Raw genomic sequence first — 22817 nt, forward strand, 5'->3', positions numbered from 1 at the left:
CCCGCCAGGCCCAAACCATCATCACACTGGGCGCCGATATCGCCGCCCAGCGCCTGGCCCAGCAGAGCCTGCAGAACACCCGCGCCGACCTGCAGCAGGCCAACGCCATGCACCAGGTGCAGAAAAAGGAGACCGTCCGTAATGACCCGCCTGCACAGAACTGGGCTGCTCAGCCTCTGCCTGCTCTCACTCGCCGCCTGCACCAGCGCCCCGCCATCACCGGAGCCAGTGGTTACCGTGCTTTCCTGTCCGGTCGTAACGCGCTGCCCCTGCCGCCGGCGGCGCCGATCGATAACGGCGGTCTCAGCGACGACAACGACGCCCTGCTCGCCGCCTGGGCCGACTGCGCCGCCCAGGTCGATGCCGTGTACGAGCACAACCAGCAGAAGCCCGCGCCATGAAGAAGCCCAACAGCCTGCGCGCGCACCTGCTTGCCAGCATCCCAAGCCTGCAGCACAACCCAGACCGCCTGCTGGTGTTCGTTGATGGCGGCAAAATCCGCTCAACCAGCGCCCCCGGCCTGTCGTTCGAATACGAGTACCAGCTCAACGTCATCATCACCGACTTCCCCGGCTCGCCGGATGCTGTCAGCGTGCCCCTGCTCGCTTGGCTGTTGGTCAACCAGTCCGAAATGCTCACCAACCTGCAGAAGAGCACCGACGGCATCCAGTTCGAAGTCGACGTGCTCGACGGCAGCACCGTCGACCTGTCGCTTACCCTGCCGCTGACCGAGCGCATCATCGTCAAGCGGCAGGCCGACGGCACCCTGCATATCAGCCACCCGGACGAACCCCAGCTCACCCCGCACCTGCCGCAAACCACGGTGCAGCTGATCGGCGAAGGCCAGGTGCTGGCCCAGTGGCCAAGCGGCCAGCCGGTCGGCGTCGATATCGAAACCCCACACCCGGCGCCCCGTCGTGGCTGACCTCAACGCCCTGGAAGATTGGGCCGGCGGCCTGCTGGCCAAGCTCAGCCCCACCGAGCGCCGTCAGCTCAACCAAGGCGTAGCCCGCAACCTGCGCCGCAGCCAGCAGCAGCGCATCGCCCTGCAGCAAAACCCGGACGGTACCCCCTTCGCCCCACGCAGGAGCCAGAAGGCCCTACGAGGCAAAAAGGGTCGTATCCGCCGCCGCATGTTCACCAAGCTGCGCACGGCCAAGCTGCTCAAGATGCAGAGCAACCCCAACGCCATCGCCATTGGCTTCCTCGGCCGCACCGCTCGCATCGCCCGCATTCACCAGTACGGCCTGAAAGACCGACCCGGCCGAGGTCAGAGCGATGTCCAGTACGACCGCCGCGAGCTGCTCGGCTTCACCTCTGCCGAGCTGGACAGCATCCGCGACCAGTTGCTCGAACACCTCACCCGCTGACCGGCCGTTGTAGCCGCCCTGCCTACAACGCCCACCGCGTGCCGTGCGCGCGCGTGGCCGTCAGCATCGGCCCCATGAATATTGCCGACATCATCCGCCGCCTCGAAAACATGATCCGCTTCGGCACCATTGCCGAAGTCGACCATGCAAAGTCGCGTTGCCGCGTCTCCACCGGTGGCATCATTACCAATTGGCTGCCGTTCTTCTCCCGCCGTGCCGGTAGCACCAATGAGTGGGACCCGGTCAGCGTCGGTGAACAGTGCGTGGTGTTCTGCCCAAGCGGTGATCCGGCTGTCGGCATCGTCCTGGCCGGCATCTATTCCGAAGCCAACCCCGCCAAGAGCAGCGACCCAGCCGTTCACCGCGTGGAATGGGCCAACGGCGATTACGTCGAGCACCACGCCGAAACAGGCGCCTATGCGCTCAAGGTCAGCGGCCACGTCGATATCCAGGCCGCCAGCCTGTCCATCCAATGTTCCGGCGCCGTCAGCATCAACGGCAGCCGCATCGATCTGAACTGAGGCCGCCCATGCCTGCCACTGCCCGCCTCGGCGATACCTGCACCGGCCACGGTTGCTGGCCACCGCGCGCCAACACCGCGGCAAGCCCAAACGTGAACATCAACGGTATCCCCGCCCACCGCCAGGGCGACGCCTGGGCGCCCCACACCTGCCCCAGCATCCCGCAAACCCACGCCAGCACCCTGGCAAGTGGCAGCGCTACCGTCTTCGTCAACGGCAAGCAACTCGGCCGTGTCGGCGATCCCGTGGCATGCGGCTCCAGCGTTGCAGCTGGCAGCCCCAACGTATTCGCAGGGGGCTGACCATGGCCGGCCTATCCCGCACCACCGGCACAGCCCTAGAAGGCATCGAGCACCTGCGCCAGTCCATCGCCGACATCCTCACCACGCCAATCGGCTCGCGCGTCATGCGCCGCGACTACGGCAGCAACCTGCCGTTTCTGATCGACCAGCCCTTCAACGCCCACACCCGCATGCTCTGCTACGCCGCCACCGCCATGGCCCTTATGCGCTGGGAACCCCGCGTGCGCCTCACCCACGTCAGCATCGCCCTGGGCGAAACACCCGGCGCAGTCGTCATCGATCTGAAAGGCACGCCTGTGGACGGCAACCAGACCTACAACTTGCAAATTCCGCTCGCCATGGGGGCCGCCACATGAGCTTCACCGCTATCGACCTTTCCCGCGTGCCGGCACCCAGCGTTGTCGAGTCCCTGGACTACGAGCAGATCCTCGGCGAGCTGCTCGCCGAGTTCGCCGAGCGCTACCCGGCCATGGATCAGTTCCTCGAATCTGATCCAGCCATCAAGCTGCTCGAGGTCTTCGCCTACCGCGAGCTGCTGCTACGCCAGCGCATCAACGAGGCGGCCAAAGCCGTCATGCTGCCCTACGCCCTGGGCGAGGATCTGGAAAACCTCGGCGCCCTGTTCGGTGTCGAGCGCCTGGTCACAGCCCCCGGCGACCCGACCGCCTTCCCGCCGGTGCCACCGCAGTACGAGAGCGACAGCGAGCTGCGCTACCGCATCCAGCTCTCGCTGGAAGGCCTGAGCACCGCAGGGCCCGAGGGCGCCTACGTCTTTCACGCCCTCAGCGCGAGCGGGGAAGTACTCGACGCATCCGCCATCAGCCCCACCCCAGGTGTTGTCCTGGTCACCGTGCTATCGCGCGCCGGCGCCGGTGTGCCCAGCGCCGAGCTGCTCGCCACCGTCAGCAGCGCGCTGACGGACGAATCCGTGCGCCCCCTGACCGACTACGTCCAGGTGCAGCCGGCCACCATTACCGACTACGCCATCAACGCCCGCTTGTACTTCTACGCCGGGCCCGACCGCGAAGTGGTCATGGCCAACGCCAGGGCTGCCGTCACGGCCTACACCGCCGCTCAGCATCGCCTAGGTCGTGACGTGACCATTTCCGGCCTGCATGCCGCCCTGCACCAGCCAGGCGTACAACGTGTCGAACTGCAAAGTCCGGCAGCCAGCATCGTGGTCAGCCGCCAGGGCGCCACGTTCTGCACGGCTATCGAGCTGATCGATGGTGGGCTCGATGAATAGTTTGCCGAGTCTGCTGCCGCCCAATGCCACCGCACTGGAGCGCGCGGTTGAGCAGTTGCAGGCGCGCTCTGCCACCGTGACTGTGCCGCTGCGTAAGCTGTGGAACCCCGATACCTGCCCGGCGCCGCTGCTGCCCTGGCTCGCCTGGACGCTCTCGCTCGACGGCTGGCAGCCCTACTGGCCCGAATCCATCAAACGCGAGCGGATTCGCATGGCCGTCGAGATTCAGCGCCGCAAGGGCACCGCCAAAAGCGTGCGCGATGTCGTGCGCAGCTTTGGCTCGAGCCTTGCTATCCGTGAGTGGTGGCAGATGGAGCCCAAGGGCGGACCGCACACCTTCGCACTCACCCTCACGCTCGGCGCCGGGGTGCCCAACACCATCGAATACCAGCAAGACGTCGTAGCCGAGATCGAGCGTACCAAGCCCGTGCGCTCGCACTTCACCTTGAACTTGGGCCTGTCTGCCACCGGCGGCTTGGGCCTAGGCGGCGCTGCCCGCCCAATCATCTACCGCCGCATCCAGTGCACCGAGGCCCCCTAATGGCACTACAAATCACCATCACCAACGCCGGCCGGGCTGAAATCATCGCGGCAGAGAACACCGGCACCAACCAGGTCACCATCACCGCCGTGGCGCTGGGCACCGGACGTTACGCGCCCAGCAAAACCCAAACCGCGCTGCAGGCTGAGGTCAAACGTGTCACCAGCATTGCCGGCCAGGCCGTCGCGGCCGACACCATCCACGTCATGGCGCTCGACGAATCCACCGCCACGTACAACGTCGGCGAATTCGGCCTCATCAGCGACAAAGGCACACTCATCGCCATTTACTCGCAGCTGCCAGCAGTTGGCTGGATCATCAGTAAGGCCCCAGCCTCCACCCTGCTGCTCGCAACGGACATCATTCTCGAAAGCCTGGACGCACTGAATATCACCTTCGGTAATATCGCGTTCATCAATCCACCAGCAACGGTAGACACGCCGGGCGTGGTCCAACTAGACGACACCCTGACCAGCACCAGTCGCAGCAAAGCCCTCACCGCCCTGCAAGGCAAAGTACTGGCCGACCAGGTCGCCACAAAAGCCACCAAGGCAACGACCCTTGCCGGCTATGGCGTCAGCTTTGCATCGCAAACCGAGGCGGAAACCGGCGCAGACACCAGCAAACCCATGTCAGCGCTGCGCGTGTTCCAGGCCATCGCCGCCAAGGTGATCCAAGCCACGGAGAGCGCCCTAGGCATCGCCCGCATTGCCACCCAACACCAGGTGAACGCCGGCACCGACGACACCACCATCGTCACCCCCAAGAAATTCATGGTTGCCCACAGTTATGCCAACCTGGGCGGCAAACCCACGACGCTCGGTGGCTACGGCATTACCGATGCAGTGCCCGTTTTTTTCAGCGGGGACTGGGCCGACCTAACTGCTTCACGCTTCCTGCGTTCGAACGTCAACGGCCCAATCGGTGCCACCATCGTCGGTGGGCTGCAGAGCGTCATCACCTCAGGTGGTTTCGCCCTCAACGTCGTGGGCCGGAACGGGCGCTTGTTCTGGCAAACCCTGGGCGACTCCGACAACGCATGGCATGAAGCAAACGCCTGGTCAGCGCTCACCAATACCCCCACAACCCTCTCGGGCTATGGCGTCAGCTTTGCATCGCAAACCGAGGCGGAAACCGGCGCAGACACTAACAAACCCATGTCAGCGCTGCGCGTGTTCCAGGCCATCGCCGCTAAAGTGATCCAGGCCACAGAAAGCGCCTTGGGCATCGCCCGTATTGCCACCCAACTCCAGTTGAACGCCGGCATCGACGACACCACCATCGTCACCCCCAAGAAATTGCGCCTCGGCGTCACCTACAGCTTCGGCAACAACGGCTACATCTTCTTGCCCCAATGGCTCGGCGGTTTCGGCCTGCAATGGATGGTCGGCGCGGCACAAACTTCAGGCTCAAACGTAGTGGTCAACTTCCCGGTTCCCTGGCCAACCGCCACTTACGGCTCGTGGATCGAACAAGCCAGTGGCTCGGCAGAAGTGAACTGGAGTCCTTCCGGACTCAACGTCAACAGCGTCACCGTTAACTGCCATGGCCCAGGCGTTGGCACACCCCGCGTCCTCGCAATCGGTCGATAGGAATCAGCCATGTCCCGTTTCTACAGCCCCTCCACCGGCCTGTTCTACATCGCAGGCCTGCACACGGATATTCCCGCAGATGCCAATCCCATCAGCGCCGAACTATTCGCCCAGGTCGTCAATGATCGCCCTGCCGAAAAAATCGTGGTTACCGATGCCGATGGCATGCCCGCTCTCGCAGATCCGCCACCACCCAATACCGAACAGCTCGCCGCCTCGGCAACTGCCACACGCAGCCACAAACTCGAAGAGGCCGCCAAAGAGATCGCCCCGCTACAAGATGCGGTAGATGTCGGCATGGCCACTGCAGCAGAACAAGCCAAGCTCAACGCCTGGAAGGTCTACCGTGTGCTGCTGAGCCGCATCGAACAACAGCCAAGCTACCCGCACATCATCGCCTGGCCATCCAGCCCGGCCAACTGACTTGCCCTGGGGAGGGATTGCCTCGCTACGGCGGGGCTTTTTTATGCCCGCACGCTGTAGCGCACCTGCCTACAACGCCCACCGCTCGCCGAGTTGCCGCGCGCGCGTCAGGCTCAGCACTGTCATTTCCCAACGCAGGCACCAGTCATGGCCGACGAATACCACCACGGCGTCCGAGTCCTCGAAATCAACGAGGGCACCCGCCCGATTCGCACCGTATCCACCGCCGTCGTCGGCATGGTCTGCACCGCAGAAGACGCCGACCCGCTGGCCTTCCCGCTCGACACACCCGTGCTGCTCACCAACGTGCAGAGCGCCATCGCCAAGGCTGGCACCAAAGGCACCCTGCGCCCGAGCCTGCAGGCCATCGCCGACCAGACCAAGCCGTTCACCATCGTCGTGCGCGTCGCCGAAGGCGCTGGCCAAACCCAGGCCGAAAAGGACGCCGCCACCGTCAGCAACCTGATCGGCACCACCAACGCCCAGGGCAAATACACCGGCATGAAGGCCCTGCTGGCCGCCAAGGGTAAGCTCGGCATCGTGCCGCGCATCCTGGGCGTGCCAGGGCTGGACAGCCTACCGGTGGCCACCGCCCTGGTCGCCATCGCCCAGGACCTGCGCGCCTTCGCCTACGTCAGCGGCTGGGGCTGCAAGACCAAGGAAGAGGCCGTCGCCTACCGCAACGGCTTCGGCGCCCGTGAAGTCATGGTCATCTGGCCATCGTTCGAGAAGTGGGACACCACCACCAACGCCACCGTAGTGGCCCCGGCCGTCGCAGTTGCCCTCGGCCTACGCGCCAAGATCGACCAGGAAGTCGGCTGGCACAAGACCATTTCCAACGTCACCGCCAACGGTGTGACCGGCATCAGCGCGGACGTGTGGTTCGACCTGCAAAACCCCGCCACCGATGCCAACTACCTCAACGGCAACGAAGTCACCACGCTGATCAACGAAACCGGCTACCGCTTCTGGGGCTCGCGCACCTGCAGCGAGGACCCGCTGTTCGCGTTCGAGAACTACACCCGCACCGCCCAGATCCTGGCCGACACCATGGCCGAGGCCCACTTCTGGGCGGTGGACAAGCCCATGAACCCGGGCCTCATCAAGGACATCATCGCCGGCATCAACGCCAAGTTCCGCGAGCTGAAAACCGCCGGCTACATCATCGACGGCCAGTGCTGGTACGACGAAGAAGCCAACGACGCCACCACCCTCAAGGCCGGCAAGCTGTTCATCGACTACGACTACACCCCCGTGCCGCCCCTTGAAGACCTCACCTTCAAGCAGCGCATCACCGACCGCTACCTGCTCGACTTCGCCGCGCAGATCAACGCCGCCTGACCCCGGCCAAGCCGCTAACGCACACAGGAGCAACGCCCCATGGCACTGCCTCGCAAACTCAAGAACATGCTGCTTTTCAACGACGGCGGCAGCTACCAGGGCGTCATCAAGACCTGCATCCTGCCGCCCCTGGCCCGCAAGATGGAAGCCTTCCGCGGCGGTGGCATGAACGGCCCGGCCTTCGCTGACCTGGGCCTGTCCGACGACGGCATCAAGTTCGAGTGGACGCTCGGCGGCCTCGACCTGCAGGTGCTCAAGCAATGGGGCGCCATCCGTGCCGATGGCGTGCCGCTGCGCTTCGCCGGCGCCTACCAGGACGACGCCACCGGCGAAGTCGTCGCCGCGGAAATCATCGTGCGCGGCCGTCACGAAACCATCGAGATGGGCGAAGCCGCTGCTGGTGAGGACACCGAGCACAACATCACCACCGCCTGCACCTACTACAAGCTCAGCGTGAACGGCGAAGACCTCATCGAGATCGACGTCCTCAACTTCATCGAGCGCGTCGACGGCAAGGATCTGCTCGCCGAGCAGCGCAAGGCCCTCGGCCTCATCTGACCTCCACTGCAACGCCACCCGGCGCGCTGACCCGCGCCGCCCATTCCCAAAGGAGCCACCCCATGGAAAACAAAGACGAAGCCGCCACCAAGGCCGCAGCAGCACCCGCCAACCCGAACCAGGCCACCGTCACCCTCGACACGCCGATCGAGCGCGGTACCACCACCATCACCGACGTCACCCTGCGCAAGCCAATGTCCGGCGAGCTGCGCGGCGTCGCGCTTACGGACCTGCTCAACCTCGAGGTCAACGCCCTGCGCAAGGTGCTGCCACGCATCACCACCCCCATGCTCACCGATGTCGAAGTCGGCCGCATGGACCCCGCCGACCTGGTCGAGCTCGGCACCACGGTGGCCGGTTTTTTGTTGAGGAAGTCGGTGAAGGCGGAAGCATTCCTCGTTGCGTAGATGACGCCATGGCCGACCTGGCCGTGGTCTTTCACTGGGCGCCCAGCCACATGGACGCCCTCAGCCTCACCGAACTGATGGAATGGCGCGAGCGCGCCCGGGTACGGAGCCAGAGCGATGGCGGCAAATAACCTCAAACTGCAGCTCATCCTCTCCGCCCTGGACAAAGTCACCGGCCCGCTGAAAAAGATGCAGGGCGGCAGCATCGGCGCCGCCCGAGCCCTCAAGGATGCCCGCGACCGCCTCAAGGAACTCAACGCCCAACAGAAGGACGTCAGCGCCTGGCGTACCCAGCGCACCGCCGCCCAGCAGACGGAAACAGCCCTCGACGCCGCCCGCGAGCGCGTGCGCACCCTTGGCCAGCAGATGAAGGCCACCGGCGTACCCACCCGCGAGATGACGCGCGACCTCAAGGCCGCCATACGCGAAGCCACCGGGCTCAAGCGCGAACACCAGCAAAACCAGATCCAGCTGCAGGGCCTGCGCAACAAACTCAACGCAGCCGGCATCAGCACCCGCAACCTCGGCGCCGGCGAGCAGGCGCTCAAGGCCAAGATCGCCGCCACCAACGCCGAGCTGGTGAAGCAAGAGAACCGTCTCAAGCGCGTCACTGCCCAGCAGCAGCGCCTGGCACGTAACAAAGCGCAGTACGAGAAAACCCAGGCCCTCGCCGGCGGCATGGCGGCCAGCGGTGCCGGCGGCCTGGCCACCGGTAGCGGCATCCTTTACGCCGGCGCCCGCATGCTCGCACCTGGTGTGCAGTTCGACGCCGACATGAGCAAGGTGCAAGCCCTCACCCGCCTGAAAAAAGACGACGCCCAGCTGGCGGCCATGCGCGCGCAGTCTCGCCAGCTCGGCGCCGACACCATGTTCAGCGCCACCGATGCCGCCCAGGGCCAGGGTTTTCTGGCCATGGCCGGCTTCAAGCCGCAAGCCATCCTGGAAGCCATGCCGGGCATGCTCGACCTGGCCAAGGCCGGCGACAGCGGCCTGGCGGAAACCGCTGATATCGCCTCGAACATCCTCACCAGCATGGGTCTTCAGGCCAAGGACATGACCCGCCTCGGCGACGTGCTGGTCGGCGCCTTCACCCGCTCCAACACCAACCTGCAGATGCTCGGCGAAACCATGAAGTACGTGGGCCCAGTCGCCGCCAGCGTCGGGCAGGATGTCGAAACTGTCGCCGCTATGGCCGGCAAGCTGGGCGACGCCGGCATTCAGGGCAGCATGGGCGGTACCGCCCTGCGCGCGATCCTCAACCGCCTCAGCGCACCGCCAAAAGCAGCGGCTGACGCGTTGGACAAGCTCGGGATTAGCGCAGCGGATGCCACCGGAAACATGCGCGCCATGCCGGAAATTCTCACTGAGCTGTATGAGAAGACCAAGAAGATGGGCGACGTCGAGCGCGCCGGCATCCTCAAGCACATTGCCGGTGAAGAGGCCGTCAGCGGGCTGCAGGTACTGGTCAAGCAGGCGGGCACTGGTGAGCTGCAGAAATTCATTGCCACCCTACGTGAAACCCAGGGCGAGGCGGCAGCGACTGCCAAGATCATGGGCGACAACCTGGTCGGCGACCTGGACGAACTGTCCTCTGCCTGGGAAGACCTCGGCATCCAGCTCCAGGAACAACAGAACGGCCCGCTGCGCGAAATCACCCAGAATCTCGCCAACATTGTGGGCGGCGTCAAAGCGTGGATCGTCGAGAACCCGGTGCTGGCCGGGCAGATCGTCAAAACGGCCGCCGGCCTCGGCATCATCATGGCTGTCATGGGCAGCATCACCCTGGCCCTGGCCAGCATCCTCGGCCCGTTCGCCATGGTGCGCTTCGCCATGATGCTGCTCGGCATCAAGAGCCTCGGCCTGGTCACCGCCCTGAAGTTCGTGGCCAGCGCGCTGCTGTGGATCGCCCGCCTCGCCATGGCCAACCCCATCGGCCTGCTCATCACCGTGCTCGCCGGCGGCGCCTACCTCATCTACCAGAACTGGGACGCCGTGAAGGCCTACATGGCCGGCCTGTGGGCTGAGCTGAAGGAAGGGTTCAGCGGCGGCATCGGCAGCATCATCGCCACCCTGCACAACTTCAGCCCCCTGGGCCTGATCTACCGCGCCTTCGCCGGCGTGCTCAGCTACCTGGGCGTAGAACTGCCCAGCAAATTCACCGACTTCGGCGGCATGCTCATGGACGGCATGGTGCGTGGCATCACCGCCGGCCTGGGTAAGGTGAAAGACGCCATCACCGGCGCCGGCGAGAGCACCATCGGCTGGTTCAAGGAGAAGCTCGGCATCCACTCGCCATCGCGCGTGTTCGCTCAGCTCGGCGGCTTCACCATGGCCGGCCTCGGCCAGGGCCTGGCCAACGGTGAAGGCGACGTGCTCAAGCAGATCGCCGGCACCGCCCGCGCCATGACCGAGGCCGGTACCAGCCTGCTCACCGGCGGCATCACCTTCGACAGCCGCCCGCCCGTTGCCGCCGGCGGCGGTGGCATGGTCGTCCAGGGTGACACCATCAACCTCACCATCAACGCCACGCCCGGCACCGACACCGCCGGCCTGCGCCAGATGATCAACCAACTGCTCGACGAGCGTGAGCGGGGCAAGGCCGCGCGCATCCGCTCGCGCATGAGCGATCAGGACTGATCCAAGAAGGAAAGCCAACCCATGATGATGTCCCTCGGCATGTTCGTGTTCAGCCTCAGCACCCTCGCCTACCAGGAGCTGCAGCGGCAAACCGACTGGCGCCACCCCACCACCAACCGCGTCGGCGCCAACCCGGCCCGGCAGTTTGTCGGCAAGGGTGAAGACACCATCACCATGCCCGGCATCCTGCTGCCCGAGCTGGCCGGCACGGCGATGTCCCTCGACGCCCTGCGCACCATGGCCGACACCGGCAAGGCCTACCCCCTGGTGGAAGGCACCGGCCGCATCCTGGGCGTGTGGGTGATCGAGAGCATCAGCGAGACCCGTACACTGTTCTTCCGCGACGGCGCAGCCCGCCGCATCGAGTTCAGCATCACCCTCAAGCGCATCGATGACGGCCGCGTCGACATGCTCGGCAACATCCTCTCCACCGGCCTCAACATCCTGCGGAGGCTGTTTTGATCGAGGCCGCGATCAAGGCCGTCACGGGCTTCATCACGCAGCAGGCCGAGGGCATGGCCCGCGATGCCAGCTACCCGGTACCGGCGTTCCGCCTCACCGTGAACGGCGCCGATATCGCCAACCTCATCGCCCCGCGGCTGATCAGCCTCACCCTCACCGACAACCGCGGCATCGAGGCCGACACGCTCGACATCCAGCTCAGCGACCACGACGGCCTGCTGGCCATCCCCCCGAAGGACGCCACCGTGCGCCTGTGGCTCGGCTGGAGCGATACCGGCCTGGTCGACAAAGGCACCTACACCGTCGACGAGCTGGAACACAGCGGCTCGCCGGACGTGCTCAGCATCCGCGCCCGCAGCGCCGACCTGCGCAAAGGCTTCAAGGCCAAGCGTGAACGCAGCTGGAGCAACGCAACCCTGGGCGACGTACTGCGCGCCATCGCCAGCGCCTACAGCCTCACGCCCGTCATCGAGCAGGCCCTCGGCGCGCTGCGCCTGCTGCAGGTCGACCAGGCCGGCGAGTCCGACGCCAATCTGCTCACCCGCCTGGGCGACGAGCACGACGCGGTGGCCACCGTCAAAGCCGGCCGGCTGCTGTTCACCCCCATGATCGGCGGCCGCACCGCCAGTGGCCTGGCCCTGCCTCACGTAACCCTCACCCGGGCGGATGGCGATGGCCACCGCTACCTGCAGGCCGACCGCGACGCCTACACCGGCGCCAAGGCCTACTACTACGACGTCAACAGCGCCAAGAAGCGCGAAGCCATCGCTGGCGGCGGCGACAACATCAAAGAGCTGCGCCACACCTACGCCGACCAGCAATCCGCCATCCGCGCCGCCCGGGCCGAGTGGCGCCGCATCCAGCGCGGTACCGCCACGCTCAGCTACACCCTGGCCAAGGCCCGGCCGGAACTGATCCCCGAACTGACCTACACCCTCGAAGGCATCAAGCAGGAGATCGCCGCCACCATCTGGCACGGCGGCAACGTACAGCACAGCCTCACCGCAGACGGCGGCTTTACCACCGCCCTGGAGCTGGAGAGCCAACTGCCAGACGAACTGATCGACGAGATCGCCGAGCGCGAAACTGGCGCCTACACCGGCGTTGTGGCCTGGTACCGCACCAAGGATGGCAAGCAAGAAAAGGTCACGGCTGGCGAGCCCAAGCGGCTGCGGCGCCTGGCGCGGTTGTATACCAACAAGAAAAACGCGCAAAAAGCGGCGGAAAGAGAAGCGAAGCGATTGCTACAAAACCGCTCAGCGTAGAACTCGAATAGTCTCGATAGCTCTCCCATCTAAAACAACACCTACCGGGAGAACCTCGATGCATACGCTCATTGAAAATTTCAAAGCAGATGCTGCTTGCCGATACTTGGTTACCACCAAGGCCACGCCAGACGGGCTTCTCATTGAATGCCTGGATTTTGAAAACAATTTGCTGATGAGCCGAAAGCTCTCCAACAACCAGCTAAAAAATCGCCAGCTGTTAGAGACCGTCATTGGCGATCTTAAATCTCAGCTACGTCTGATTTGAGAATACTCAGGTAAAAGCTCTCACCGGTTCTCTTACGTATAATTTTCTGTACAGGGTTTATTGACTTCTTTTCACGATCGCACACACTCGCCTTTTAATTTCGGGTGCAAGAAGCGTCGTGAAGAAGATGAAGCTGACCGAGGCGATGCTCCACATCAGTCGCTATTTCGCCCCGCTAACAGTGGGTATGACGCTTAAATCACCCACAACCATGGACCTGGAGCTCACGGATCCGCTTACCAGGGGATCAGTGCGACTGTTTGGAATTCCATGCCGGCCATCAGTTACGCCAGCGGAGCTATATCAACTGATCAACCTCATTGAGAGCCAGGCAAAGGCACGTAATTCCGAGCTATTCAGTGCTCATGTCGTACATAAACTTCAACAGCAGTAGCCCTCTCGTCGTCGCATATGGCTTATTGCTAGCAAAGAGGCGTATGATAAATTGAACAGCCCTTGATACTCTGAGTTCTGAGCTGTACAGCCGAGCACCCGAGATGACTCCGTATTTCCAGCAGTTTGCAGCGTCAGTTTCCGGTCGTTATGTCGTACAGACTGAATGCACCGCCACCGGCATGACATTGCTTTGCAGCGACCTAGCCGGCAACCTTATCGCCAGCCGAATGTTCACCACCAAGCAGCTCCGCAATGCACCGCTCGTGAGCCTGGTTATGTCAGATCTGAGGGCGACCCTTGATAAGCTGGAGCTGCCGCTGACGCCGCTCCCGGAATCGCTCCATCCCAGCGCCTCCTAGCCGTACTGCCCGCATGCGCACGCCGTTCCGCTGGTCGGCGTTTTCGAACCATCGCCAGCCCTCTGTCTTCGAAATCTTGCAACTCATATCCCAATCGGCGTCTATCAGAGGAATAGCGACATGGCGAGTAGCAATCCTGGCAATTTTTCGAACAACCGCGAGCGGGCGGCCGAGGCCGGTCGCAAAGGCGGCAAAAACAGCAAAGGGAATTTCGCTTACGACCGGGAAAAAGCGGTCGAGGCGGGAAGGAAGGGCGGCCTGTAGTGGTCAACTTATACCGGACAGTGGGTTAAGTTTTTCTTCGGCCACCGCAGGTGGCAGTCCGTCGTTGAACTGATGCGGCCTGATCCAGTTGTAACGGTGCATCAGGTAATGACTGATGTCCCGTTGAGCTTCTTGAGCGGTTAGGTATCCGGTCGTTGGAACCCATTCCGACTTTAGGCTTCGGAACAGGCGCTCCATCGGTGAATTGTCCCAGCAATTACCCCGACGACTCATGCTCTGCTGCATTCGGTAGCGCCACAACCGCTGGCGGAACAGACGGCTGGCGTACTGACTGCCCTGGTCCGAATGGAACATTACCTGTTGTGGCTTGCCGCGTTGCTCGTAAGCCATGTCCAGGGCCTTGATGACCAACTCGGCATCTGGTTTGGCTGAGAACGCCCAGCCAACTACCCGGCGGGTATGTAGATCCAGCACTGCGGCCAAGTAATACCAGCGACCTTGCACCCAGATATAGGTGATGTCGCCACACCAGACCTGATTGGGTGTTTCCGTCGCGAACTCGCGATTCAGTCGATTGGGAATATCTGGTCGCTCAACCGTGGCCTGCTTGTAGGCGTGCGAGCCTGGTTGCTTGCTGACCAGGCCCAGCTCACGCATCAGCCGGCGCACACGAAAACGGCCAATCGTCTCGCCACTCTCGCGCAGCATGCCCAAGATGCTCCGACTTCCAGCCGAGCCTCGGCTCCGGCTGAACAACTGATTGACCTGGCTACGTAGCGCCACGCGGCGAGCATCGACACGACGACATCGAAGACGATGGGCGTAGTAGCAAGACCGCACCACATCGAAGGCTGAACAGACCACTTCCACCGACTCCTGCTCACTCAACTGGTCTATCAGCGCGTACGATTGAACTCGTCCGACATCAAGAGAGCGGTAGCCTTTTTTAGGATCGTTTTCTCTCGTTCCAGTCGGTCTATCCTGGCTTCCAACTCCTGGATTTTCTGCTGCTCGGGTGTCAGTGCCTTGCTTTTCGGCGTGACTCCCTGGCGCTCATCTTGGAGCTGTTTCACCCAGCGTCGTAATGCCGAGTCCACGACGCCCAGTGAACGGCAGGCCTCGACATGGCTGTAGCCTTGATCCAGTACCAAGGCCGCTGCCTCTCGCTTGAACTCTGCGGAAAACGTACGTCGTTGCTTGCTCATCAAACACCTCTTTCGCGGCGAGGATTTTCGCCTAAATCGGTGTCCGGAATCAGTAGACCACTACAGCCAGCACAGAAAGAAAGAGCCGGCAGAGTCGGCTGCTTAAATAAAAGGGCCCGCTTGTGCGGGCCTTTTCATGTCCGATGCTCGCCCGGTCAGCTGGCTTTGCGATCACCTTGCCCGCTTGCGGCTAGATGGCACTGCAGGTCTGAGGCGAATTTGTCGATCGCCGCCCAGTTCATCAAATCACCGGCCCGCACGCCTTTCACTTCCAATACCACGGCGTCGCTGACCGGGTCACAGACCTGGATAGCGATGAGGCCTACGGGCGTGATAGTGCACTTGCACACGTGAGGTATCAACGCGGCTTGTATCAACTGTCGTTGCTGCCTAGGAGACATCATGGCGAAGACCCCGTAGTGGTGCGTTCATGTGATAGTCCTTCACCGAGCATGAGTAGCATCAGTATGAGACAGTTTCGCAACAACGCATGTTCGATTGCGGCATAACCTTATTCGAATTGCGACTATTAGCCTCTCACCCCGATCAACTCATCCCACCGAGTCGTGTAAAACCGGCTCTTCATCTCGCGCTTCATGCCCCACCAGGGGTCGACCGGCACCCGGCCCAGCCGCAGGGTGCCGGCGCCCTCCCGCTTGTTGATCGCATCCAGCGCCGCCATCACCCGATCACTGCCCACCCGCGCCGCCGGCGCGAACAGATCCGCCGTTAACTCACCGCGCTGGCTCAGATCCATCAGCAGAATCGAGCACTTCGAGTACGCGAAGCCTTGCCGGTAGATCGCATACAGGGCGCGCAGCGCCGGCGCCAGAATGTCCCGCGTGTCATCGGTGGGCACCGGCAGCGCCACGGTCTGTGCGTTGGCGTAGCGCGGCAGCGCGGGGTTGTGGATCTGCGTCTTGATGCTCACCTGGATCGCGCCGCACAGCGAACGCTGGCTACGCAGCTTCTCGCACGCGCGCGTTACGTAGGTCGCCAGCGCCTCACGAATCGGCGCTAGGTCTTCGAGCTTCTCGCCAAACATCTTGCTCGAGCAGATCGCCTGTTTCGGTGGCGGCCCCTCGTTGAAGTCCAGGCAACTCACGCCGCGCAGCTCCCGCGCGGTGCGCTCCAGGGTCACGCCGAACTGCTTGCGCAGGGTGGCCACGTCGAAGTGCGCCAAATCCCACGCTGTGTTGATGCCCAGGGTCTGCAGCTGTGGCGCCAGGCGCCGGCCGATGCCCCACACCTCGCCCACGGGCGCAATGTGCAGCAGCTTGGCCTGGCGCGCCGGGTCGGTCAGGTCCACCACGCAGCCCGTGGCCGGCCACTTCTTCGCCGCCCAGTTGGCCAGCTTGGCCAGGGTCTTGGTCGTGCTGATGCCCACGCCCACCGGCATGCCGATATCACGCAGCAGGCGCGCCCGCACCTGCCGGCCGAGGCCGTCCAGGTCAGCAATGCCGGTCAGGTCGGCCCAGCACTCGTCCACGCTGTACACCTCGATGCCCGGCACCATATCGCGGATGGTGCGCATCACCCGGTTGCTGATGTCCGCGTACAGCGTGTAGTTGCTCGAACGCACCACCACGCCGCCGGCGCGCAGCTGGTCCCGTACCTTGAAGTAAGGCGCACCCATGGGAATGCCCAGGGCCTTCACTTCCGCCGTGCGGGCGATCACGCAGCCGTCGTTGTTCGAGAGCACCACCACCGGCTTGTGCTTCAGCGCTGGCTGGCAAATGCGCTCGCAGCTGCAGTAGAAGCTGTTGCAGTCGATCAAGGCGAATACCTGGTCCATGCTCAGCGCCCCACGTAGCTGATCACCCAGCGCACCACGCCCCAGATCTGCACGCACTCCTCGTACTCGAGGTTGACGTCGGGCGTGAAGCGGTTGGGCGCGCGCAGCACCAGGCGGTCGTGGCCGTCATCGATCATCAGGCGCACGCGGTAGCAGCCGTCGTCCTCGAGGTCGACCACCACGTACTGCTCGCGCTTGCTCATGGTGCCGCGGTCCACCACCAGCCGGTCGCCGGGGTACATGCCGAAGCCGATCAGGCTGTCGTCTTCCACCCGCACCACCCACACGTGAGGTGCCCCCAGGCTGGTCAGCGCGTCGAGCGAAAGCCCCTCCTCCTTCTCGTCCTCGGCGGGGGATTGAAAGCCCGTGATTCGCAGTTCCTTGGCTTCGGGCAACAGGTGAACGAGCCGCTGGTTGCGGCCCAGAATGGTGAGTGACATGGGGGTGAATCTCGAATTACTGTATGCACATACAGTAATCGAGGCATTCGCATAATGGCAAAAGGCAATTCCCGAGCGGCAGCCGCTCTCAGCACCTACGAACTGCTCGGGGCCCGATTTCAGCGGGTTATCAACTCCCCGGCCGCGCAGAAATCCCGATCAGCGGTACTGCTCCGCGCCGAGGGCGACAGCCCGGACGACTGGTCCTCGACAAGATCAGCGAGAACGACAACGCCGCCATCGCTTGGCGCGACGATGGCGTGCAGCTGTTCTGAACGGTGGAAAATGGGTAATGACGTTCAGCCCAAAGCCATACGGGCCACGCACCTAGCCACCCTTGGCGCCTTGCAGACTCGCGGCCGTATGTTGCCGCCCCCGCACCGGCTGCTCGTTAAGCACGCGCATGTCTTCTCTTATCTGCAAGACTAGTTTCAAAATGCCTCGCGAGTTATTCAGCTCGGTCCGGTCGATACCAGCCACCGTCATACGAATCTCATCAGAATCCGGGTTGCATATCTGTAACATCACAGAGCCCTCAACGCTGATGGTGCAACGGCAACGCAATGGCAGAAAAGCCGCCTCTATTATCTGCCTCTGTTCTAAATCCGATAACATATCGCCACCTACAAAAGTGTATGTAAGCTCTTCACAAATGGTTGCTAACAAAGATTGCCCTTATGTCCATAAACATCAAGTGAAAAAGCGCTAAAACTCACACACCAAACATTAAGCGCCGGTCAACTTCTACACAAAGCTATATCGACTAAACGCCTGTACAACTATCCGCTAGCGAGAAACAAAACTATACAAAACCTTATACATACAGTGTAAAAATATCGATATTCGTATAAATCATACCCCCAAAAACAAACAGTGATGAAGGTATAGGCAATGGCAATTTAATATAAATTACCATTCATCCCAATTTCAGAAATTATTAGGAACGAAAAAAAACCAGCATTTTCCCAATACGTGTGGGGGCTACACCTCACTCACTCATTTTACTCAAGAGGAAAATGTCATGACTAACAACAACCCTGGCAACTTCGCTAACGACCGCGAGAAAGCATCCGAAGCAGGCCGCAAAGGCGGCGAAAACAGCGGCGGCAATTTTGCCAACGATCCGGAGCGCGCATCCGAAGCGGGCAGCAAAGGTGGGCAGAACAGTGGCGGTAATTTCGCCAACGACCCAGAGCGCGCCGCTGAAGCGGGCCACAAAGGTGGGCAGAACAGCGGCGGCAATTTCGCTAACGACCATGAACGTGCCGCTGAAGCAGGCCGTAAAGGTGGCCAAAATAGCCATGGCGGCAATGGTGGCCAACAGTAAAGGTTATAGTCGATGCGTGTATCGACTATAACCATCTGAAACGCGCTATTAAAGGGAGTTTAAAGCCGTTTGAACAAAATAAGTTCCTTGGATGCAATGGCTCTGATACATCGATATTTTGAGCCATTGCATATCCAAACCTTATTCCACGCACCGCTAATGGTCCAAATCGAGATATGGGATCCAGATATTCAACGCCAAGTTTTAATTGGCGAATACCCCTGCACTACAACATTAAGCTGCGGAGATATAATGGAATTGATCACAGCCATTGAAGCCCAACTGCAACGATCGCACACGAATTTATATGCCTACCACCGCGGAGTAACGGGTATTGGCTTAAGGCCCAAACGTTGAGACCCCCGGCACGTAACCGGGGGTTTCTGTTTATGGCCTCGCCTTGCGCGTAGCCATTGCCTCCATCGCGCGGCGCATAAAGGCCTGCTCGCCTTCGTCCAATTGCCGGTAGAAGCGGATCAGCATCCGCTCGGCCGGCGTGAGTGGTTCCCTATCGGGCTGGGCAACCTCGCAGCCTGGTTGACTACCCACAGTCCCTTTCCCATCGTTCATCGCTCTGCATGCTCCATGTTGTGCAGTGGAGCTCGTAGCGTCGCGTCGGTGACGACCGGTTACCACCTGGGGCCAAGATCGAAAAAGGGCAGCCGTGATCGATCTTTACAAACCATTCGCGGTAGAATGCCCAGCGCTTGGAGGGCGAGTTCAAAATGATCGATGCAGTTGACCTTTTCTGTGGTGCGGGCGGCCTGACGGCTGGGATGCTCAACGCAGGAATTTCGGTGCGCGCGGGCTACGACATCGAAGCCCAGTGCGAATACGCCTATAGAGAGAATAACCGCGCAGCTTTCGTCGCTTGCGACGTGAAAGACGTGACGGCCGAGCAGCTTCTCGGCTGGTACCGCCCCAATCGTTATCGCCTGCTGGCTGGCTGCGCCCCCTGTCAGCCGTTCTCTACCTACAACCAAGGGCGTGATACTCGTACCGATCGCAAGTGGCCGCTGCTCTACCACTTCGCTCGTCTCATCGAAGAAACCGAGCCCCATCTGGTTACGATGGAGAACGTGCCCGATGTGACCAAGCACGAGGTGTATCGAGACTTCGTGGCCAGCATGTTCGAGAAGGGCTATCAAATCTGGGACGGGCGTGTCTCCTGTGTCGACTATGGCCTGCCACAGAAGCGTCGTCGGCACGTGCTTCTGGCCTCAAGGTTGGGCCTGCCGATCAGCATCATCTCTCCAACTCACAAGGACGCTCCCGTCACCGTGGAAAGTGCGATACGGCATCTGCCACGTATCGCGGCTGGAGAGTGCGACCCGAACGACCCGCTTCATCGAGCTGCCACGCTTACACCACTCAATTTCAAGCGAATCATTCACTCGAGGCCAGGTGGCACTTGGCGAGACTGGCCGGAGGAGCTTGTTGCCGAATGTCACCGCAAGGAAAGTGGCAAGACCTATGCCAGCGTCTATGGCCGGATGCGGCCGGACGAGCCCAGTCCCACGATGACCACTCTTTGCTATGGCTTCGGGAACGGTCGTTTTGGGCATCCTGACCAAGCACGCGCGATATCACTACGCGAAGCGGCGATCCTGCAGTCTTTTCCAGACACATACGTGTTCATGGAGCCCGAGAACATTACCTTCAAAGCAGTAGGCCGCATGATTGGAAACGCGGTACCTGTCCGACTGGGCGAAGTGATCGGGGAAAGCTTGATGAACCATGTCAGGGAGTACGAGGCCCAGAGAGTGGAAGGTCAAATTCGCGCCTGAGTCGAGCCTCCAAAGCCAGCAAGTCCTTTGTTTCACACTCCCAAACAACCAGAACACGCCAGCCCAGCTCTCTAAGCTGGGCCTCTTTACGAGCGTCACGCTTGATGTTGGCATCGAACTTGGGAATCCAGAATTCTTGGCGAGTTTTTGGAGTAGTGGCGTATCTACAACCAGGATGCCGATGCCAGAAGCAGCCATGAACAAAAACCACTGTTTTATGCTTTGCGAGAACAATATCTGGAGAGCCAGGAAGATTCTTCTGGTGTATCCGAAAGCGCAACCCCACTCGATGAAGCACTGACCGCACTCTAATTTCAGGGGCGGTATTTTGCCGACGCACCGCCCGCATCTTATCGCTTTGAGTAGTTGACACTATTGTTTGCCGGCATCCAGCGCATCAATAACTCTCTGGATTTTGTCGACAGATCCGCGCGCCTGAATATACGCGGCATATCCATTGAGCGCTGAATCAACTAGCTCTTTGTACTTGATGACCCGCCCATTGATAGATTTCAGCATCTGGTCAATCAGTTGTTGCGATTGTAAAGCGCCTTCTTCCTTTAGAGGTTTGCCTAGAACAAATACGACCTCGTAAGGCTCGTCCGAGCGTTTTCGATCATCCAGACATTTGAGCAAAGCATCTCTATACTTCACCCCTTGCTGAACGAGTTCCAGAACACCCATGGCTCGATCAGCCCGTTTTAGCTCAATAATCACGTGGCGCCCTGAAGTCTTGCGGTATTTGATATCAACGCGCCCTTTACGCTCACTATTAGTTAATTTAGCTGATATCTTGCCAAACTCATCATTGACGGGCTTTTCGATAATTTCACTACCGGTTGCCCGTTCCCACGAAGGATCCAAAAGCCAGAGGTGATCAAAAAGGTAGTCTTGAAGTACTTTCTCAAGCTCGTTATTAGTTATCTTTGCCTGAAAGGCTTTAATAACGCTAAGGCGATTGCTTACGATATCCCTGTAAAGAGAGGCCTCAATTGAATCAAGATTGGCGAGCAATGGGAGCAACGTCTGAGCATCAACAGACATCGCCTCACTCAACTCTTTAGTACTGCCAATCATTTTGGCCCGTTCAAACCCCAAAATGGCGTGCTTCAATACAATATTTTCACCATCTTCAGCATCTAAGCTTGAGATTGAACCAATCATTTTTTGTGCATGCTTGCGATGATCAACCGAAAGTCCGTCCAACCACTCGCGAACAACTGGATTGAAAGTCTGAACCTCATCAGCCCTGTCAATAGCCCTCCACGTGCTCCAGTCCGACTCAATTTTAGCCAATGTGCTTTTTACAAAAGATACCACTTGACTATATCGGGGATCACCTTCTTGGATCCTCTGTCGATCACTAGTAGCAATATCACGCAAGTCGCTGTCATCAAGAAAGTTAATATCGAGATGCCCGACTAAATACTTGGTGTAATGACGCCCATCATTAACTTCGTTCAACACGTTCTCTTGAAACAGGCGCCCTCTGGCAAGCACAACAATCACGTTGATATTGCCGGCGGCAGAATCAAGATCTTTAGGCTTGTTAGCCGTTCCGATCCACCCCTTCACGCTGAGCCCTGAATCCCAGCCATCTAAAGTGCCGGGCAATTCATGAGTTCTGATCACATAATCCTCAAGCCATGCTGGGGGCTCCCATCCGCCGATTGGCCAAATATATTGGAGCTTTTCAAGATCACCACGATCTTTGAGAGTTACTTCTTTCTCAAGCCCATTCTTGTGCTTAATTATGATCTTGAAGTCTTCCTGGCCTATTACCGAAAACCTCCGTGCCAATCGCTGAATCAGGTTTGCTGTACGTATGCGATCTTTATGTAGCTCCCTCAAAACCAATCTAGTGCCGTTCTTTTCCGGACATAGCTCTGTGGATATCGGTTCGGGGTAATAAGCCCTGTAGCCTGCAGCAGCTTCCCTAATGCCCTTAACTTCCATACGGAAGGCATTCTTTTCGCCATTTATATATGAATAAACCTCAACGACATTAGCAATCGAGAAAGGAGCTAGCTTTCCAACGCCCTTACGCCCCATTACTGGGCGTTTTTTAAGCAAGCTTACATCGCCATCTTCTTTTCGCTTTTGGAAGCCCACCCATAGAAACTTTTTATTGATAGCATCCAGATCCATCCCAATGCCGTTATCAAGGATATCAATGAACTGTAAGTTCTCTTCGATATCTATTTCGACCCGCTCAGCGTCGGCATCCCAAGCATTAGCAACCATCTCAGTCAAAACAGCTGGTACGTTGCTATAAAGATTGATCCCGAGATGTTCTAAAACATTCAGATCAACAGTTAATTTGTATGGACCTGACGCATTGTCTTGCATA

The 22817-nt window shown here is 60.5% G+C and carries 29 protein-coding genes and 3 pseudogenes; 25 read left to right on the forward strand and 7 right to left on the reverse strand.

Annotation, left to right across the window (positions count from 1 at the left end; translation table 11 throughout):
- Positions 1–141 precede the first annotated feature (141 nt).
- From lysC to SA190iCDA_RS14635, 21 genes and pseudogenes are all read left to right on the forward strand, one after another.
- Positions 142–401: pseudogene (lysC, locus tag SA190iCDA_RS14540) on the forward strand (Rz1-like lysis system protein LysC).
- Complete coding sequence (locus SA190iCDA_RS14545) at positions 398–925, forward strand: phage tail protein (protein ID WP_070887488.1); 528 nt, start codon at positions 398–400, stop codon at positions 923–925. Before lysC ends, SA190iCDA_RS14545 begins: the two are co-directional and overlap by 4 nt.
- Entirely contained in the window at positions 918–1370 is a 453-nt protein-coding gene (locus tag SA190iCDA_RS14550; RefSeq protein WP_070887489.1) for a phage virion morphogenesis protein, read from the forward strand. The genes SA190iCDA_RS14545 and SA190iCDA_RS14550 overlap by 8 nt, the downstream gene beginning before the upstream one ends.
- Positions 1371–1444: 74 nt before the next feature.
- Positions 1445–1891: a phage baseplate assembly protein V gene (locus SA190iCDA_RS14555; RefSeq protein ID WP_070887490.1), complete on the forward strand. Its 447-nt coding sequence runs from the start codon at positions 1445–1447 to the stop codon at positions 1889–1891.
- An 8-nt stretch (positions 1892–1899) separates the two neighbouring features.
- A complete protein-coding gene (locus tag SA190iCDA_RS14560; RefSeq protein ID WP_070887491.1) occupies positions 1900–2193 on the forward strand; it encodes a PAAR domain-containing protein in 294 nt (97 codons plus the stop codon).
- Positions 2194–2195: 2 nt separating this feature from the next.
- Positions 2196–2549, forward strand: coding sequence for a GPW/gp25 family protein (locus SA190iCDA_RS14565; protein WP_070887492.1), 354 nt, complete (start codon positions 2196–2198; stop codon positions 2547–2549).
- Entirely contained in the window at positions 2546–3439 is an 894-nt protein-coding gene (locus SA190iCDA_RS14570; RefSeq protein WP_070887493.1) for a baseplate assembly protein, read from the forward strand. The genes SA190iCDA_RS14565 and SA190iCDA_RS14570 overlap by 4 nt, the downstream gene beginning before the upstream one ends.
- A complete protein-coding gene (locus tag SA190iCDA_RS14575) occupies positions 3432–3980 on the forward strand; it encodes a phage tail protein I (protein WP_070887517.1) in 549 nt (182 codons plus the stop codon). Before SA190iCDA_RS14570 ends, SA190iCDA_RS14575 begins: the two co-directional genes overlap by 8 nt.
- Entirely contained in the window at positions 3980–5572 is a 1593-nt protein-coding gene (locus tag SA190iCDA_RS14580) for a phage tail protein (RefSeq protein ID WP_070887494.1), read from the forward strand. The genes SA190iCDA_RS14575 and SA190iCDA_RS14580 overlap by 1 nt, the downstream gene beginning before the upstream one ends.
- A 9-nt stretch (positions 5573–5581) precedes the next feature.
- Positions 5582–5995 (forward strand): tail fiber assembly protein, encoded by a 414-nt coding sequence (locus SA190iCDA_RS14585; protein WP_070887495.1) that lies wholly within the window; start codon positions 5582–5584, stop codon positions 5993–5995.
- 147 nt (positions 5996–6142) lie between these two features.
- On the forward strand, positions 6143–7336 hold the full coding sequence (locus SA190iCDA_RS14590; RefSeq protein ID WP_070887496.1) for a phage tail sheath protein: 1194 nt from the start codon (positions 6143–6145) through the stop codon (positions 7334–7336).
- Between the two features lie 39 nt (positions 7337–7375).
- The gene (locus SA190iCDA_RS14595) at positions 7376–7894 is read left to right on the forward strand and encodes a phage major tail tube protein (protein WP_070887497.1); all 519 of its coding nucleotides are present in this window, start codon (positions 7376–7378) and stop codon (positions 7892–7894) included.
- Between the two features lie 62 nt (positions 7895–7956).
- Positions 7957–8301: a phage tail assembly protein gene (locus SA190iCDA_RS14600; protein ID WP_070887498.1), complete on the forward strand. Its 345-nt coding sequence runs from the start codon at positions 7957–7959 to the stop codon at positions 8299–8301.
- Positions 8302–8309: 8 nt separating this feature from the next.
- Positions 8310–8432 (forward strand): GpE family phage tail protein, encoded by a 123-nt coding sequence (locus SA190iCDA_RS14605; RefSeq protein WP_027908746.1) that lies wholly within the window; start codon positions 8310–8312, stop codon positions 8430–8432.
- Positions 8419–10938 (forward strand): phage tail tape measure protein, encoded by a 2520-nt coding sequence (locus SA190iCDA_RS14610; protein ID WP_070887499.1) that lies wholly within the window; start codon positions 8419–8421, stop codon positions 10936–10938. Before SA190iCDA_RS14605 ends, SA190iCDA_RS14610 begins: the two co-directional genes overlap by 14 nt.
- Positions 10939–10959: 21 nt before the next feature.
- On the forward strand, positions 10960–11400 hold the full coding sequence (locus SA190iCDA_RS14615; protein WP_070887500.1) for a phage tail protein: 441 nt from the start codon (positions 10960–10962) through the stop codon (positions 11398–11400).
- A complete protein-coding gene (locus SA190iCDA_RS14620; RefSeq protein WP_070887501.1) occupies positions 11397–12665 on the forward strand; it encodes a phage late control D family protein in 1269 nt (422 codons plus the stop codon). Before SA190iCDA_RS14615 ends, SA190iCDA_RS14620 begins: the two co-directional genes overlap by 4 nt.
- Positions 12666–12723: 58 nt before the next feature.
- Positions 12724–12933: a DUF3509 domain-containing protein gene (locus SA190iCDA_RS14625; protein ID WP_070887502.1), complete on the forward strand. Its 210-nt coding sequence runs from the start codon at positions 12724–12726 to the stop codon at positions 12931–12933.
- 211 nt (positions 12934–13144) lie between these two features.
- The gene (locus SA190iCDA_RS23495) at positions 13145–13327 is read left to right on the forward strand and encodes a hypothetical protein (protein WP_419203938.1); all 183 of its coding nucleotides are present in this window, start codon (positions 13145–13147) and stop codon (positions 13325–13327) included.
- Between the two features lie 103 nt (positions 13328–13430).
- Positions 13431–13688: a hypothetical protein gene (locus SA190iCDA_RS14630; RefSeq protein WP_070887503.1), complete on the forward strand. Its 258-nt coding sequence runs from the start codon at positions 13431–13433 to the stop codon at positions 13686–13688.
- Between the two features lie 138 nt (positions 13689–13826).
- Positions 13827–13952 (forward strand): annotated as a pseudogene (locus tag SA190iCDA_RS14635) (general stress protein); the annotation flags it as partial.
- A 3-nt stretch (positions 13953–13955) separates the two neighbouring features.
- On the opposite strand, the gene SA190iCDA_RS14640 reads toward SA190iCDA_RS14635, so the two are convergent.
- The 4 genes from SA190iCDA_RS14640 to SA190iCDA_RS14650 all read right to left on the reverse strand — a co-directional run bounded on the left by SA190iCDA_RS14640 (position 13956) and on the right by SA190iCDA_RS14650 (position 17353).
- A protein-coding gene (locus tag SA190iCDA_RS14640) for an IS3 family transposase (RefSeq protein WP_139159584.1) occupies positions 13956–15118 on the reverse strand; the annotation gives its coding sequence in 2 pieces (ribosomal slippage) (positions 13956–14863 and positions 14863–15118; 1164 coding nt in all).
- 155 nt (positions 15119–15273) lie between these two features.
- Positions 15274–15522 carry a DUF1652 domain-containing protein gene (locus SA190iCDA_RS23500; protein WP_070888061.1) on the reverse strand — a complete coding sequence of 83 codons (249 nt, stop codon included), beginning with the start codon at positions 15520–15522 and terminating at the stop codon, positions 15274–15276.
- A 125-nt stretch (positions 15523–15647) separates the two neighbouring features.
- Positions 15648–16913, reverse strand: coding sequence for a Y-family DNA polymerase (locus SA190iCDA_RS14645; RefSeq protein WP_070888062.1), 1266 nt, complete (start codon positions 16911–16913; stop codon positions 15648–15650).
- A gap of 2 nt (positions 16914–16915) precedes the next feature.
- On the reverse strand, positions 16916–17353 hold the full coding sequence (locus SA190iCDA_RS14650) for a LexA family protein (protein WP_070888063.1): 438 nt from the start codon (positions 17351–17353) through the stop codon (positions 16916–16918).
- Positions 17354–17407: 54 nt separating this feature from the next.
- On the opposite strand from SA190iCDA_RS14650, the pseudogene SA190iCDA_RS14655 reads away from it, so the two are divergent.
- Positions 17408–17628, forward strand: a pseudogene (locus SA190iCDA_RS14655) (DUF1654 domain-containing protein).
- Between the two features lie 52 nt (positions 17629–17680).
- Here SA190iCDA_RS14655 and SA190iCDA_RS14660 read toward each other — a convergent pair.
- Positions 17681–17968 (reverse strand): DUF1652 domain-containing protein, encoded by a 288-nt coding sequence (locus SA190iCDA_RS14660; RefSeq protein WP_070888064.1) that lies wholly within the window; start codon positions 17966–17968, stop codon positions 17681–17683.
- Between the two features lie 406 nt (positions 17969–18374).
- On the opposite strand from SA190iCDA_RS14660, the gene SA190iCDA_RS14665 reads away from it, so the two are divergent.
- The 3 genes from SA190iCDA_RS14665 to SA190iCDA_RS14670 all read left to right on the forward strand — a co-directional run bounded on the left by SA190iCDA_RS14665 (position 18375) and on the right by SA190iCDA_RS14670 (position 20467).
- Complete coding sequence (locus SA190iCDA_RS14665) at positions 18375–18680, forward strand: general stress protein (RefSeq protein WP_070888065.1); 306 nt, start codon at positions 18375–18377, stop codon at positions 18678–18680.
- A 96-nt stretch (positions 18681–18776) separates the two neighbouring features.
- A complete protein-coding gene (locus tag SA190iCDA_RS23505) occupies positions 18777–19037 on the forward strand; it encodes a DUF1652 domain-containing protein (protein ID WP_083329910.1) in 261 nt (86 codons plus the stop codon).
- 368 nt (positions 19038–19405) lie between these two features.
- Positions 19406–20467: a DNA cytosine methyltransferase gene (locus SA190iCDA_RS14670; RefSeq protein ID WP_070888138.1), complete on the forward strand. Its 1062-nt coding sequence runs from the start codon at positions 19406–19408 to the stop codon at positions 20465–20467.
- Here the strand turns inward: SA190iCDA_RS14670 and SA190iCDA_RS14675 are convergent.
- On the reverse strand, positions 20421–20816 hold the full coding sequence (locus SA190iCDA_RS14675; protein WP_083329911.1) for a very short patch repair endonuclease: 396 nt from the start codon (positions 20814–20816) through the stop codon (positions 20421–20423). The two genes, SA190iCDA_RS14670 and SA190iCDA_RS14675, sit on opposite strands and share 47 nt — an antisense overlap.
- Before the next feature lie 23 nt (positions 20817–20839).
- The gene (locus SA190iCDA_RS14680; RefSeq protein WP_070888067.1) at positions 20840–22816 is read right to left on the reverse strand and encodes an ATP-binding protein; all 1977 of its coding nucleotides are present in this window, start codon (positions 22814–22816) and stop codon (positions 20840–20842) included.
- Position 22817 lies beyond the last annotated feature (1 nt).

The organism is Pseudomonas argentinensis (assembly GCF_001839655.2).
Taxonomy (GTDB): Bacteria; Pseudomonadota; Gammaproteobacteria; order Pseudomonadales; family Pseudomonadaceae; genus Aquipseudomonas; species Aquipseudomonas argentinensis_B.

Bases quoted from the DNA above. Each gene is read 5' to 3' on its own strand.
- SA190iCDA_RS14610 (WP_070887499.1), top strand. From the start codon at position 8,419: ATGGCGGCAAATAACCTCAAACTGCAGCTCATCCTCTCCGCCCTGGAC.
- SA190iCDA_RS14585 (WP_070887495.1), top strand. From the start codon at position 5,582: ATGTCCCGTTTCTACAGCCCCTCCACCGGCCTGTTCTACATCGCAGGC.
- SA190iCDA_RS14595 (WP_070887497.1), top strand. From the start codon at position 7,376: ATGGCACTGCCTCGCAAACTCAAGAACATGCTGCTTTTCAACGACGGC.
- SA190iCDA_RS14670 (WP_070888138.1), top strand. From the start codon at position 19,406: ATGATCGATGCAGTTGACCTTTTCTGTGGTGCGGGCGGCCTGACGGCT.
- SA190iCDA_RS14665 (WP_070888065.1), top strand. From the start codon at position 18,375: ATGACTAACAACAACCCTGGCAACTTCGCTAACGACCGCGAGAAAGCA.
- SA190iCDA_RS14575 (WP_070887517.1), top strand. From the start codon at position 3,432: ATGAATAGTTTGCCGAGTCTGCTGCCGCCCAATGCCACCGCACTGGAG.
- SA190iCDA_RS14650 (WP_070888063.1), bottom strand. From the start codon at position 17,353: ATGTCACTCACCATTCTGGGCCGCAACCAGCGGCTCGTTCACCTGTTG.
- SA190iCDA_RS14680 (WP_070888067.1), bottom strand. From the start codon at position 22,816: ATGCAAGACAATGCGTCAGGTCCATACAAATTAACTGTTGATCTGAAT.
- SA190iCDA_RS23500 (WP_070888061.1), bottom strand. From the start codon at position 15,522: ATGATGTCTCCTAGGCAGCAACGACAGTTGATACAAGCCGCGTTGATA.
- SA190iCDA_RS14590 (WP_070887496.1), top strand. From the start codon at position 6,143: ATGGCCGACGAATACCACCACGGCGTCCGAGTCCTCGAAATCAACGAG.
- SA190iCDA_RS14645 (WP_070888062.1), bottom strand. From the start codon at position 16,913: ATGGACCAGGTATTCGCCTTGATCGACTGCAACAGCTTCTACTGCAGC.
- SA190iCDA_RS14570 (WP_070887493.1), top strand. From the start codon at position 2,546: ATGAGCTTCACCGCTATCGACCTTTCCCGCGTGCCGGCACCCAGCGTT.
- SA190iCDA_RS14560 (WP_070887491.1), top strand. From the start codon at position 1,900: ATGCCTGCCACTGCCCGCCTCGGCGATACCTGCACCGGCCACGGTTGC.
- SA190iCDA_RS14580 (WP_070887494.1), top strand. From the start codon at position 3,980: ATGGCACTACAAATCACCATCACCAACGCCGGCCGGGCTGAAATCATC.
- SA190iCDA_RS14600 (WP_070887498.1), top strand. From the start codon at position 7,957: ATGGAAAACAAAGACGAAGCCGCCACCAAGGCCGCAGCAGCACCCGCC.
- SA190iCDA_RS14555 (WP_070887490.1), top strand. From the start codon at position 1,445: ATGAATATTGCCGACATCATCCGCCGCCTCGAAAACATGATCCGCTTC.
- SA190iCDA_RS14605 (WP_027908746.1), top strand. From the start codon at position 8,310: ATGGCCGACCTGGCCGTGGTCTTTCACTGGGCGCCCAGCCACATGGAC.
- SA190iCDA_RS14625 (WP_070887502.1), top strand. From the start codon at position 12,724: ATGCATACGCTCATTGAAAATTTCAAAGCAGATGCTGCTTGCCGATAC.
- SA190iCDA_RS23495 (WP_419203938.1), top strand. From the start codon at position 13,145: ATGGACCTGGAGCTCACGGATCCGCTTACCAGGGGATCAGTGCGACTG.
- SA190iCDA_RS14660 (WP_070888064.1), bottom strand. From the start codon at position 17,968: ATGTTATCGGATTTAGAACAGAGGCAGATAATAGAGGCGGCTTTTCTG.
- SA190iCDA_RS14615 (WP_070887500.1), top strand. From the start codon at position 10,960: ATGATGATGTCCCTCGGCATGTTCGTGTTCAGCCTCAGCACCCTCGCC.
- SA190iCDA_RS14545 (WP_070887488.1), top strand. From the start codon at position 398: ATGAAGAAGCCCAACAGCCTGCGCGCGCACCTGCTTGCCAGCATCCCA.
- SA190iCDA_RS14565 (WP_070887492.1), top strand. From the start codon at position 2,196: ATGGCCGGCCTATCCCGCACCACCGGCACAGCCCTAGAAGGCATCGAG.
- SA190iCDA_RS14630 (WP_070887503.1), top strand. From the start codon at position 13,431: ATGACTCCGTATTTCCAGCAGTTTGCAGCGTCAGTTTCCGGTCGTTAT.
- SA190iCDA_RS14675 (WP_083329911.1), bottom strand. From the start codon at position 20,816: ATGCGGGCGGTGCGTCGGCAAAATACCGCCCCTGAAATTAGAGTGCGG.
- SA190iCDA_RS23505 (WP_083329910.1), top strand. From the start codon at position 18,777: ATGGCTCTGATACATCGATATTTTGAGCCATTGCATATCCAAACCTTA.